Genomic DNA, 12,530 nt, shown 5'->3' with positions numbered 1-12,530 from the left:
TCCTTTGGAACCGGTCCCATCTAGCGTAATAGAGAGATTCGCTACAGAACCACCGGGAGTTTGTCAGATGGCCAGAAAAATCATTGTCGTGACCGCCGCTTATGGCAACGATCGCGTTAGAGAGCTTGGCGGACAGTCCGCCGTACTGCCGTTCATTGCCGGTTCCGGCGCCGACGGCGTGGAGATCCGCCGCGAGTTATTCAGCGCAGAGGAACTGAACCGGCTGCCGGCCCTCGCCGCGGAGATTGAAAGCCACGGCCTGCTGGTCTGCTACTCCGCGCCGGAAGCCCTGTTCGCCGCCGACGGGTCGCTTAACCCGAACCTCGCGGCGCTGCTGCAGGAAGCGCAAACCCTCAACGCCTTATGGTTAAAACTCTCCCTCGGCCACTTCATCCATAACCATCAGCTGGAGACCCTGCGCAGCACGCTGCAGGCGAGCGGGATGGCGCTGGTGGTGGAAAATGACCAAACCGATTGCGGCCAGCTGGCGCCGATGCAGCGGTTTAAAGCCATCTGCCGGGTCAATAACCTGCCGGTGACGCTGACGTTTGATATGGGCAACTGGCTGTGGGTCGGCGATTCGCCGGAAGAGGCCGCCCGCCATCTCGCGCCCGCCGTCAGCTATATTCACGTTAAGGCGGCCCAGCCGCATCGCGAGCAGTTCCGCGCCGTTCCGCCCGATGAGGCCGCTCCGCGCTGGCTGGCGCTGCTGGATAACCTGCCTGCTGATGCCCCGCGCGGTATCGAATTTCCGCTGGTCGGCCATGACCTGACGGCCGTTACCCGCCGCTATGTCAATCTTTTACGCGAGGATTAAGCCATGGAAAACAACCTGGATGTCATTACCATCGGCGAAGCGATGGCTATGTTTGTGGCGACCCAAACCGGGGATCTCGCGGAGGTTGAACGCTTTATCAAGCGCGTCGCCGGTGCCGAGCTGAACGTCGCCACCGGCCTGGCTCGCCTGGGGCTGAAGGTCGGCTGGGTCAGCCGCGTCGGCGAGGATAGCTTCGGTCGCTTTGTGCTTAATTCGCTGGCAAAAGAAGGGATTGACGCCCGCGGCGTAGCCCAGGACCCGCGCTATGCAACCGGCTTCCAGATGAAATCTAAAGTCGAAAATGGAACCGATCCCATTGTGGAATATTTCCGCAAAGGCTCGGCGGCCAGCCACCTGTCGCCGGATGATTTCCACCCCGATTACTTCGCCAGCGCTCGCCATCTGCACCTCAGCGGCGTCGCCGCCGCGCTGTCGGAGAGTTCATATGCGCTGCTGGATCGTGCCGCTGGCGCGATGAAGGCTCAGGGAAAAACCATCTCCTTCGACCCCAACCTGCGCCCGGTACTGTGGAAAAGCGAAGGCGAAATGGTGGAGAAGCTCAACCATCTTGCGTTCCAGGCCGACTGGGTTTTACCCGGCCTGAAGGAGGGGACAATCCTGACGGGTCAGCAAACGCCGGAGGCTATCGCGGACTTCTATCTCAACCGCGGCGTGCGCGCCGTGATCATCAAAACCGGCTCCGACGGCGCCTGGTATAAAACCGCCGCGGGTGAGCAGGGTGCCGTCGCGGCCGTTAAGGTCGATAACGTCGTCGATACCGTCGGCGCGGGCGATGGCTTTGCCGTCGGGGTCATTAGCGCCCTGCTGGAAGGCAAAACCCTGGATCAGGCGGTACGGCGCGGGAACAAAATCGGCTCGCTGGCGATTCAGGTTCAGGGCGACAGCGAAGGATTACCGACGCGCGACGCACTGGGCGAATAACGTTTAATGCAACGATGGTAGCCACTCTGTACCCTACATACAGCGCGGCATAAGACACCTTCTATCGGTGAGTGTTACCTCACATACAGAGGCAAGCCTATGAACAGCTTAACCAATGCAACAAAACGCTGGTGGTACATCATGCCTATCGTGTTTATCACGTATAGCCTGGCGTATCTCGACCGTGCCAACTTCAGCTTCGCCTCCGCGGCGGGCATTACCGAAGATTTGGGGATCACTAAAGGGGTCTCATCGCTGCTGGGCGCCCTCTTCTTCCTCGGCTACTTCTTCTTCCAGATCCCTGGGGCAATCTATGCTGAACGCCGCAGCGTGCGAAAACTTATCTTTATCTGCCTGATCCTGTGGGGCGCCTGCGCTTCGCTGACCGGCATGGTGCACAACATTCCGGCCCTGGCCGCTATCCGCTTTATTCTCGGCGTCGTCGAAGCCGCGGTGATGCCCGCGATGCTGATTTACATCAGCAACTGGTTTACTAAATCCGAACGCTCGCGCGCCAATACCTTTTTAATCCTCGGTAATCCGGTCACGGTGCTGTGGATGTCAGTGGTGTCCGGCTACCTGATTCAGTCCTTTGGCTGGCGCGAGATGTTCATTATTGAAGGCGTGCCGGCGGTGCTCTGGGCCTTCTGCTGGTGGGTGCTGGTAAAAGATAAGCCGTCGCAGGTGAACTGGCTCTCCGAGAGCGAAAAAGCCGCGCTGCAGGAGCAGCTGGAACGCGAGCAGCAGGGCATCAAAGCCGTGCGTAACTACAGCGAGGCCTTCCGCTCACGTAACGTCGTGCTGCTGTGCATGCAGTATTTTGCCTGGAGTATCGGGGTGTACGGCTTCGTGCTGTGGCTGCCGTCAATTATCCGCAGCGGCGGTGAAAACATGGGCATGGTTGAGGTTGGCTGGCTCTCCTCGGTACCTTACCTCGCGGCAACGATTGCGATGATCGTCGTCTCCTGGGCCTCGGACAAAATGCAGAACCGTAAGCTGTTCGTCTGGCCGCTGCTGCTGATTGGCGGGCTGGCCTTTATCGGCTCCTGGGCGGTCGGCGCGAACCACTTCTGGGCGTCTTATACCCTGCTGGTGATTGCCGGCGCGGCGATGTACGCCCCCTACGGCCCCTTCTTCGCCATCATCCCGGAGATGCTGCCGCGCAACGTAGCGGGCGGCGCGATGGCGCTGATTAACAGCATGGGCGCGCTAGGCTCCTTCTTTGGCTCGTGGTTTGTCGGCTACCTGAACGGTTCGACCGGCAGCCCGTCCGCCTCGTACATTTTCATGGGAGTGGCGCTTTTCGTCGCGGTATGGCTTACTTTAATTGTTAAGCCTGCTAATAATCAAAAACTTCCGCTTGGCGCTCGTCACGCCTGACATCCTAATACTACGGAGATCCGCATGAAGCCGTCCGTTATTCTCTATAAAACGCTTCCCGACGACCTGCAGCAGCGTCTGGAAAAACACTTTGCCGTCACCCGGGTGAAAAACCTGAGCGCCGAAACCATCGCGCAGCACGCCGAGGCGTTTGCCCAGGCCGAGGGCCTGCTGGGCTCCAGCGAAAAAGTTGATACCGCGTTACTGGAGAAAATGCCCAATCTTCGTGCGGCCTCAACGGTCTCCGTGGGCTACGACAACTTCGACGTCGCGGCGCTGAATGCCCGCAGGGTCCTGCTGATGCATACGCCCACCGTGCTGACCGAAACCGTTGCCGATACGGTGATGGCACTGGTACTCAGCACCTCGCGCCGGGTAGTGGAAGTCGCTAATCGCGTGAAGGCGGGTGAGTGGACCAAAAGCATCGGGCCGGACTGGTTCGGTAGCGACGTGCACCACAAAACGCTGGGTATCGTTGGCATGGGACGCATCGGCATGGCGCTGGCCCAGCGCGCGCATGCCGGCTTCGGGATGCCGATCCTCTATAACGCGCGCAGCCAGCATCCGCAGGCGGAAGAGCGCTTCAACGCCCGCTACTGCGATCTCGATACGCTACTTGAGGAAGCCGATTTTGTCTGCCTGATCCTGCCGCTGACCGCTGAGACTCATCATCTGTTCAATGCGGAGAAGTTCGCCAAAATGAAGCCATCTGCCATCTTTATTAACGCCGGACGCGGTCCGGTCGTCGATGAGAAAGCGCTGGTTGCCGCGTTGCAGAATGGCGAAATCCATGCCGCCGGTCTCGACGTGTTTGAACAGGAGCCGCTGGCGCAGGACTCCCCGCTGCTCAGCATGCCTAACGTCGTCGCGCTGCCGCATATTGGTTCCGCCACCCATGAAACGCGCTACAACATGGCGGCCTGTGCGGTGGATAACCTGATTGATGCGCTGCAGGGCAACGTCGATAAGAACTGCGTGAACCCGCAGGTAAAATAGGCAGGAAAGGGACATTCTCGCCCGGCTGAGCGTCGCGTCAGCCGGGAAGAAACCCGGATGATGGCGCGATAAGCACCTTCACCGGGCTCGGTCAGCGGCTAGCGCGTCGCGTTAACGGCTGCCGTCCACGCCTGATTGAACGCCTGGTGCTGAGCCGCCAGCGGGCCAATCAATGCGTTGTACTGGCTGGCCTGCTGCGAGGTCGGGAACTGGATCCCGTTTGCCACGAAGCTCACCTGGGTATTTTGCTGGGCAACAAAATCACCCACCTGCACCAGCTGCTGAGTAAAGACCTGCGCCGCAGGGATCAGCGGCTGCAGGGCATTTGCCGGGCCGGTAACCACTTTGTTGTAAACCTGGTCAAAGACCGGCTTGAGATCGTCACCCTGCTTCAGCGCGCTATGCGCACCGTCGGCCTGCATTTTGGCATTTTCCAGCTGCTGGCTCAGTACGCCGAGCGCGCCGTTTGCCTGACGCAGCGGTTCACGCTGGGTGATATAGTCCTGCGGGACGCGAATCGCGTTCACGCTGTCTACCACCGGGCGCAGACCCGCATCCATCGCCTGACTTACCTGCTGCGAATAGCCGTAAATCACCGCATAATCGGACACAAAAGGTCCGAACTGTTTTTTCTGATCGGCGGTCAGCGTCGGCAGACGTTCGCCGCTCCGCATAGCCGTATTTTGCAGGAAGTCGATGAACGCTTTGCGCTGATCGCCTTCTTTATCAAAACACCCACTCAGGCTAACCACCATTAATAAGGCCGCAACAGCCGCAAACCAGCGAGAGCAGGACTTTCCTGTCGCCATTTTTTTACTCCTTTCAGCCAAAAAAAGCGCAAACAGACACACACGTGCCAGACGCTGACAAGGATAGTCCAGGTCAGCCTCGCAGGATACACTTTCCTGACAATCTTCCGCAGGAAATAGCCCGCTGGCGGCGTTTTATCGACAACCGCTATCGTCTGTTAAGCACATCACAATTACCGCCATAACCAAAATCCCAAAATTAAGATACAACAAATTGATTTAATTAAACTTAATTTTCAACCATTGCGTTTAAATCCCTGAAAAGAACGATAATCGCACGCTTCCTGGCCGGACCGCGTTGCCTGCTGTCGGGTTCAGTGTTTTGATTAATGAGCGATTAACGGCATTGCGTTCGATTATCGCACAAATACGATTAACGACAGCGAGGGAGGCGTGAACAGCCGTTTCGTCCCCCGCTCTGCCTGCCAGGAATGCCGTATGAATAAGACAACCATCGATATTCAGGCTTTTATCAATGAACATCCGTTCACGAAGTACCAGTGGATGATTCTGGCCTTATGTTTTATCACCGTTGCTATGGACGGTTTCGATACCGCGATAATCGGTTTCATCGCCTCAGACCTCGTGCAGGAGTGGGGCGTAGAAAAATCGGCATTGGGCCCGGTAATGAGCGCTGCGCTGGTCGGCCTGGCGGTGGGCGCCTTGACCGCGGGGCCGCTGGCCGACCGCATTGGCCGCAAGAAGGTCCTGCTGATGTCGATCGTGGTGTTTGGCAGCTTTAGCCTGCTTACCGCTTTCGCTACCAGCCTGAACCAGCTGACGCTGCTGCGCTTTCTGACGGGGCTGGGGCTGGGGGCCGCGATGCCGAACGCCGCGACGCTGATGAGCGAATACGCGCCGGAGCGCCGCCGGGCCTTAATGGTCAATCTGATGTTCGTTGGGTTCCCGATGGGATCGTCGCTGGGCGGTTTTCTTTCGGCCTGGATGATCCCGCATTACGGCTGGCAAAGCGTGCTGGTACTGGGCGGCGTGATGCCTCTGCTGCTCGCCGTGGCGCTTATCTTCCTGCTGCCGGAATCGGCGCGCTACATGGTCGTTAAGCGCCAGCCCGCACAGCGTATTGCGGCAATCCTCCGGCGTATTGCGCCGCTGCCGGAAGGGGTGGAGTTTGAGCTGCGTGAGGCCGGCCAGGTTAAAGAGAAATCGGCTCTGGCGGTCATTTTCTCTCCACGCTATCTCGTCGGTACCGTGATGCTGTGCCTGACCTACTTTATGGGTCTGCTGATCTTCTATCTGCTGACCAGCTGGCTGCCGCTGCTGATTCGTGAAACCGGCGCAACCATGAGCCAGGCGTCGATTATCACCGCGCTGTTCCCGCTGGGCGGCGGTATTGGCGTGCTGATCCTCGGCGCGCTGATGGATAAGATCAACCCCAATAAGGTCGTCGCCGTCGGCTGGCTGCTGACCGGTATTTTCGTTTGCCTCGTGGGCTTCTCCACCGGCAGCCTGGTGCTGATGGGGGTGATGGTATTTATCGCCGGCAGCATTATGAACGGCGCGCAGTCTTCTATGCCGGCGCTGGCGGCCGGGTTTTATCCCACTCAGGGCCGCGCCACCGGCGTCGCATGGATGCTGGGGATCGGGCGCTTTGGCGGCATTCTCGGCGCCTTCAGCGGCGTATTCCTGATGCAGGCGCAGCTCTCTTTCACGACTATTTTCAGCCTGCTGGCGATCCCGGCGTTTTTATCCGCCCTCGCCCTGCTGGTTAAATACAAAATGAGCCTGCGTCAGCCTGCCCCGCCCCAGGCCGATGCTGAAAATCTGCAGAAAGCCTGACCGCAAGGCCAGCGGGAAGCCGCTGGCCTCGCTTTTTCTCTGCCGTTTACAAATATTTTCCAAAGCCGCGCGTATGATGATTAATCATCGGCTTACCCCCCGCTGCCGCTGGGCTATCCGGCGGTAAGCGAAGGCCTGCTGGCATATAATCACCCCCGTTACCGTTCTTGACGCTTTTTCCTGACTATTCTTAATAAGCAGCGACAAACCCTACCCTTTACTGTGCGACAGGAAGGAGTTCTCAATGGAATATAAAGATCCAATATTTGAATTACTGAGCAGCCTGGAACAAATTGTTTTCAAAGATCTGCCCCGAACGACCGCCCCAGCCCGCAAGCCAACCGCTTTCAGCGAATTTGACCTGCTCCGTAAAGGGACCGGTCTGAAAATTGACGATTTCGCCGATGCCATGGGCGTCAGCGTGTCGATGGTTCAGGAGTGGGAATCAAGACGCATCAAGCCCTCTTCGACTGAGCTCAAGTTAATGCGTCTGATCCAGGCAAGCCCAAAGCTTTCAAGGCAGATTCTCGAGTGAAGTTCTATAATGTTATTGGACACTGATTACGGTCCTGATTTGGGACCGTTTTAATTTCTATGAAAAAAACGTTTGCTATCGCACCTCAAAAATGAGTTAATGCTCGCAGGTTTGATGTACAGACCACAGAGCATTAGTATAGAGTAGTCCTTGAGCGGTTATCCTAGATACCCCGGTAGTGAACTTTCCCTTTATAGCTTCAAATCTGTAGTCCAGACCGTATCGCCGAAAGGTTAATTTATTATTTAAAGGTATTTCGCTATGTCCGGTAAAATGACTGGTATCGTAAAATGGTTCAACGCTGATAAAGGTTTCGGCTTCATTACTCCTGATGACGGTTCTAAAGATGTGTTCGTACACTTCTCCGCTATCATGAACGATGGCTACAAATCTCTGGATGAAGGTCAGAAAGTTTCCTTCACCATCGAAAGCGGCGCTAAAGGCCCGGCAGCTGGCAACGTTACCAGCCTGTAAGCTTAAATAAGCTCAGAATTCAAGATCCCTGCCTCGCGGCGGGGATTTTTTTTATCTGAATATCAGGAAACCGCCACTTCGCATGGCGGTTTTTTTCGTTTTAATACGGCTCAAGCTGCCAGCCGCCGTCTCGCCACGCTAAAGCGTGGGTAAGCTTCAGCCCCTGCAGGAACGCCTCGTCATGCGACACCACCAGCATCGCGCCGGGGAATCCCGCCAGCGCCGCTTCAATGGCCTGGGCTGAGGCTAAATCCAGGTGGTTAGTCGGCTCATCGAGCAGCAGAAGCTGAGTCGCGTCCCGCCGCCACAGTACGCAGGCCAGCGCCGCCTTCAGCCGTTCTCCGCCGCTCAGGGCCGCCAGCGGCAGATTGATTTTATCCGCCCCCAGCTGCAGCTGTGCAAGCCGGCTGCGCAGCACGCCCTCCTCCAGCGGCGTATCGTCAAGATTAAGGTGCGTTAAAACCGATAGCGACAGGTCCAGCTGCGTCAGGTGCTGATCCAGCCACGCCGCATGAACCGACAGTCGGCACGCTCCAGAAACCGGCTGCTCGAGACCGACCAGCGTTTTCAGTAACGTAGTTTTTCCACAGCCGTTAGGCCCGCGCAGCGCTACGCGCATCGGCCCATCAAGACGCCAGCTCAGCGGCGCTGCAGCCGAGTGTGCCAGGCGTAGATCCTCCAGCACCAGGACCTGTTTACCGGCGGCGATCTGACTTCCCGGCAGAGTGAACATCACCGATGCCTCATCTTCTACCCGCTCGTGCGCCTGAGCGACGGCGGTATTGAGCGCGCTATTTTGTTCCCGATGCTGCCGATGGAGCGTTCCGGGGCGCTCCTTCGCCGCGCCTTTGTACTTCACGCGTTCAAACGAGGCAATATTCAGCGTATCGACAACCCGCAGCGTCTGCGCAGATCGCCGCTGGCTGGCATCATGCTCTTTTTGCATTCGCGCCCGGGTGCGGCGGCGTTCGGTCGCGGCATGCTCCAGCGCGGCACGTGCGGCCTGCTGTTCGGCATCGCGCTGCTGCCGATAGTCGGCGTAGCTCCCGCCATAGCTTCGCAGCGCCGTCGGCGTGAGCTCAAGGATGCGCGGCATTCGCGCCAGCAGTTCACGATCGTGGCTGGCGATAATTCCCCCGCCGCGCCAGCGCTCCAGCTGCCGATACAACCATTCGCGGCCCTGCCCGTCGAGGTGGTTGGTCGGCTCGTCCAGCAGCAAGTAGTCCGCGCCCGAGAGAAAGGCTCCGCACAGCAGCGCTTTCACCCGCTCGCCGCCGCTCAGCGACGAGGCGAGGCGCTCGGGAGAAAACGCCGGCAGGCCGGCATCGGCGAACGCCGCGCTCAGACGCTCGCGCAGATCCCAGAAACCCTCCAGGCTCTCGACGTCGTCAGCGAATCCCTCCCCGCGCTCAAGCCGCCGCAGGGCGGAGAAGATGGGCTCGTAACCCAGCAGGTCGGCCAGGGTAGTGCTGGAAGCAATTGCCGGATGTTGGGCAACATAGGCCAGCGAGGTAAAGCGTTCGATATGTCCGCCGGAAGGAGAGTCGACGCCCGCCAGCAGCCGAAGCAGGCGAGTTTTGCCGACGCCATTACGGCCGACCAGGCCGCAGAATGATGTCTCTAACGATAAATTTAGCGGGCCAAACAGCGTGTCTCCCGTCGCAAACTGACAGGTGAGCTGATGCAAAATAAAAGCGGGGGATTGGGCACAATGGGCCATAAGCACTCCTGAATGAAATCGATACTTCCCCTGCCGCACATGGTGCTGGCAAGGAGTGAATTCAGCAGGCGTGGTTATCCATTTTCGGTGTGCTCTCAGTAAGACGAGGGATTCGTCGGGACACAGAATAGCCACACCGTCCCCCACATTTCAAGATTATTTTTTCAGCGCCCGCGCCGGTACGGGGCAAAAGTAGCCGCGCCGATGGGCCAACTGACGGACACATTTATCGCCGGTCATAACGATGAGCGCCCGGGATTTATCGATCAAATTTTGTTCTATTTTTTTGAACAATATGCGCAAATTGTTCCGATTTTAATCACCCGACGATCGGTCTATTATTTATCACATCAGGGCACAACGCCCTATTACAGACAAACAACCACAGGAATACGACCATGAAATCCATCAAAACTTTCGTTGCAGTTACCGCACTTTCTCTGATGTCCTTCGGCGCATTTGCTCAGAGCATCAGCACCACCGCCTCTACCCTGGACCGTGCAGAAGCTAAAATTGCCGCCCAGGCCGCTGAGCAGGGTGCGTCCTACAAAATTACCAGCGCCCAGTTCAACAACCGCGTTCATATGACCGCAGAACTGACCAAATAAGTCGCATTGATGGCGCTTTTTGAGAGTGCCGGCCGCCGGAATCAAGCATACAGGCGACAACGACAACACGATGAAAAGGAATCTAAAATGAAAAATATCAGCGTGATGACCGCCCTGTTTCTGGCAGCCTCACTATCAACCGGCGTCATGGCAGCAGAACGTCATGCCGTACCGCCGGAAGCAGGCTCCAGCATCGATACGTCGATGCATCAAAACCGCATTAACGTCAGCCATGCTTTCGATAAAGAGAGCCTGACGGCAGGCAACCTGGAGTAGTTAAGGGCCAGCCTGTAGGCGAGCAGATGGCGCCATGAGCATCTTCGCGCCATAAAAAAACCTGCCAGAAGGCAGGTTTTTTTGTTGCCAAAAGGCACTTACTGCAGCAGAGAAATATCCGCTACCTGCAGGAAAAGCTCGCGCAGTTTGGACAGCAGCGTCAGTCGGTTGATGCGCACGTTCCGATCTTCGGCGTTGACCATCACGTTCTCAAAGAACTCATCCACCGGTTCACGCAGGGAGGCCAGCTCGATCAGCGCTTCCTGGTAGCGGCCTTCGGCGAAGAACGGCTGCAGCTTATCGCGCAGCACGACCAGATGGGTAGCCAGCTTGATCTCTGCGGTTTCTTTCAGCACGGAGGCGTGAACGGTATCGTTCAGCGTCTCTTCAGATTTTGCGAGGATGTTGGAGACGCGCTTGTTGGCTGCCGCCAGCGCCGAGGACTCTTCCAGCGTACGGAAGTGCGAAACCGCCTTCATGCGCGCATCGAAATCAGCCGGACGGGTCGGGCGACGAGCCAGTACCGCCTGGATGGTATCAACGCCGTAGCCTTCGTCCTGGTACCAGGCACGGAAGCGACCGAGCATAAAGTCGATAACCTCATCAACAACCCTGGCGTTAGTCAGCTTGTCGCCATACAGACGTACCGCTTCTTCGGTGAGGGTTTGCAGATCCAGAGAGAGGTTCTTCTCAACGATGATACGCAGCACGCCCAGCGCAGCGCGGCGCAGTGCGAACGGGTCTTTGTCCCCTTTCGGGTGCTGACCAATGCCGAAGATACCGGCAAGCGTATCCATCTTATCGGCAATCGCCACCGCACAGGCAACCGGGTTAGACGGCAGATCGTCGCCGGCAAAACGCGGCTGATACTGCTCGTTCAGCGCCACGGCAACGTCTTCCGCTTCGCCATCATGGCGCGCGTAGTGCATGCCCATCACGCCCTGAGTATCGGTGAACTCGAAGACCATATTGGTCATCAGGTCGCACTTCGACAGCAGGCCCGCGCGGGTCGCATGGTTGACGTCTGCACCAATCTGACCCGCAATCCAGCCGGCAAGGGCCTGAATACGGTCAGTTTTATCGCGCAGGGTGCCCAGCTGCTGCTGGAACAGGACGGTCTGCAGACGCGGCAGATGATCTTCCAGGCGCTTTTTACGGTCGGTGTTGAAGAAGAATTCGGCATCGGCCAGACGCGGGCGCACAACCTTCTCGTTACCGGAGATGATCTGCTGCGGGTCTTTGGACTCAATGTTTGCCACGAAGATGAAGTTCGGCAGCAGTTTGCCGTCGTCAGCATAAACCGGGAAGTACTTCTGATCGCCTTTCATGGTGTAAACCAGGGCTTCAGAAGGCACCGCGAGGAATTTTTCTTCGAATTTCGCCGTCAGCACCACCGGCCATTCCACCAGCGAGGTGACTTCTTCCAGCAGGCTTTCGCTCAGATCGGCGTTGCCGCCAATCTTGCGGGCCGCTTCTTCCGCGCCAGCTTTAATGGTGGCTTTACGCGTTTCGTAGTCAGCAATAACTTTACCGCGCTCCAGCAGGATTTGCGGATACTGTTCGGCGCTATCGATGGTGAACTCCGGCTCGCCCATAAAGCGATGGCCGCGGATCACGCGATCGGAGTCGATGCCGAGAATGGTCGCCGGCACGACTTTGTCGCCAAGCAGCAGGGTCACGGTGTGAACCGGGCGCACGAACTGCACGTCCGACGCGCCCCAGCGCATCAGTTTAGGGATAGGCAGCTTGCCGAGGGAGGTCGAGACCATGTTCGGCAGCAGCGCTTCCGCGCTTTCGCCTTTCACATGGGCGCGATACAGCAGCCATTCGCCTTTATCGGTCGCCAGACGCTCGGCCTGCTCGACGGTGATACCGCAGCCGCGCGCCCAGCCTTCGGCCGCTTTGCTCGGTTTACCTTCCGCGTCAAACGCCGCAGAAATCGCCGGGCCGCGTTTTTCGATTTCGCGATCCGGCTGGGAAGCGGCCAGATTAGCCACCTTCAGCGCCAGACGACGCGGGGCGGCAAACCACTCAACGGTGCCGTGGGCGAGGCCAGCGCTGTCCAGCTCCGCGGTAAAGTTCGCAGCAAAAGACTCAGCCAGGCTGCGCAGGGCTTTTGGTGGCAGTTCTTCGGTGCCGATCTCCACCAGGAAAGTTTTCTCAGACATGGCCGCCT

General features: G+C 57.9%; 12 protein-coding genes. 9 read left to right on the top strand and 3 right to left on the bottom strand.

The window, feature by feature from the left end; translation table 11 throughout:
- Positions 1–67: 67 nt before the first annotated feature.
- The 4 genes from HCK03_RS00915 to ghrB all read left to right on the top strand — a co-directional run bounded on the left by HCK03_RS00915 (position 68) and on the right by ghrB (position 4,135).
- Positions 68–817: a sugar phosphate isomerase/epimerase family protein gene (locus HCK03_RS00915; RefSeq protein WP_076946247.1), complete on the top strand. Its 750-nt coding sequence runs from the start codon at positions 68–70 to the stop codon at positions 815–817.
- A 3-nt stretch (positions 818–820) separates the two neighbouring features.
- Positions 821–1,759: a sugar kinase gene (locus HCK03_RS00910; protein WP_076946248.1), complete on the top strand. Its 939-nt coding sequence runs from the start codon at positions 821–823 to the stop codon at positions 1,757–1,759.
- A gap of 99 nt (positions 1,760–1,858) precedes the next feature.
- Positions 1,859–3,139 (top strand): MFS transporter, encoded by a 1,281-nt coding sequence (locus HCK03_RS00905; RefSeq protein WP_041143152.1) that lies wholly within the window; start codon positions 1,859–1,861, stop codon positions 3,137–3,139.
- 24 nt (positions 3,140–3,163) lie between these two features.
- Positions 3,164–4,135 (top strand): glyoxylate/hydroxypyruvate reductase GhrB, encoded by a 972-nt coding sequence (gene ghrB / locus HCK03_RS00900; protein ID WP_076946249.1) that lies wholly within the window; start codon positions 3,164–3,166, stop codon positions 4,133–4,135.
- A 98-nt stretch (positions 4,136–4,233) separates the two neighbouring features.
- On the opposite strand, the gene HCK03_RS00895 is transcribed toward ghrB, so the two are convergent.
- Positions 4,234–4,944 carry a DUF3053 domain-containing protein gene (locus HCK03_RS00895; RefSeq protein ID WP_041143154.1) on the bottom strand — a complete coding sequence of 237 codons (711 nt, stop codon included), beginning with the start codon at positions 4,942–4,944 and terminating at the stop codon, positions 4,234–4,236.
- A gap of 438 nt (positions 4,945–5,382) precedes the next feature.
- Here HCK03_RS00895 and HCK03_RS00890 point away from each other — a divergent pair, with 438 nt between their 5' ends.
- From HCK03_RS00890 to cspE, 3 genes are all read left to right on the top strand, one after another.
- Positions 5,383–6,741 (top strand): MFS transporter, encoded by a 1,359-nt coding sequence (locus HCK03_RS00890; protein WP_076946250.1) that lies wholly within the window; start codon positions 5,383–5,385, stop codon positions 6,739–6,741.
- Positions 6,742–6,985: 244 nt separating this feature from the next.
- Positions 6,986–7,276 carry an HTH-type transcriptional regulator gene (locus HCK03_RS00885; protein ID WP_041143156.1) on the top strand — a complete coding sequence of 97 codons (291 nt, stop codon included), beginning with the start codon at positions 6,986–6,988 and terminating at the stop codon, positions 7,274–7,276.
- Positions 7,277–7,537: 261 nt separating this feature from the next.
- A complete protein-coding gene (gene cspE / locus HCK03_RS00880; RefSeq protein WP_004868803.1) occupies positions 7,538–7,750 on the top strand; it encodes a transcription antiterminator/RNA stability regulator CspE in 213 nt (70 codons plus the stop codon).
- A gap of 100 nt (positions 7,751–7,850) precedes the next feature.
- Here the strand turns inward: cspE and HCK03_RS00875 are convergent, their stop codons facing one another.
- Positions 7,851–9,470: an ABC-F family ATP-binding cassette domain-containing protein gene (locus HCK03_RS00875; protein ID WP_041143157.1), complete on the bottom strand. Its 1,620-nt coding sequence runs from the start codon at positions 9,468–9,470 to the stop codon at positions 7,851–7,853.
- A 398-nt stretch (positions 9,471–9,868) separates the two neighbouring features.
- Here HCK03_RS00875 and HCK03_RS00870 point away from each other — a divergent pair, with 398 nt between their 5' ends.
- Entirely contained in the window at positions 9,869–10,078 is a 210-nt protein-coding gene (locus HCK03_RS00870) for a YdgH/BhsA/McbA-like domain containing protein (RefSeq protein ID WP_041143158.1), read from the top strand.
- An 87-nt stretch (positions 10,079–10,165) separates the two neighbouring features.
- Entirely contained in the window at positions 10,166–10,354 is a 189-nt protein-coding gene (locus HCK03_RS00865; RefSeq protein ID WP_041143159.1) for a hypothetical protein, read from the top strand.
- Positions 10,355–10,452: 98 nt separating this feature from the next.
- Here the strand turns inward: HCK03_RS00865 and glyS are convergent, their stop codons facing one another.
- A complete protein-coding gene (gene glyS / locus HCK03_RS00860; protein ID WP_167691029.1) occupies positions 10,453–12,522 on the bottom strand; it encodes a glycine--tRNA ligase subunit beta in 2,070 nt (689 codons plus the stop codon).
- Positions 12,523–12,530: the final 8 nt, after the last annotated feature.

Source organism: Klebsiella terrigena, assembly GCF_012029655.1.
GTDB classification, from domain to species: Bacteria; Pseudomonadota; Gammaproteobacteria; order Enterobacterales; family Enterobacteriaceae; genus Klebsiella; species Klebsiella terrigena.
Note: the sequence above shows the minus strand (reverse complement) of the source record. Positions and strands in the feature narration are given on the sequence as shown.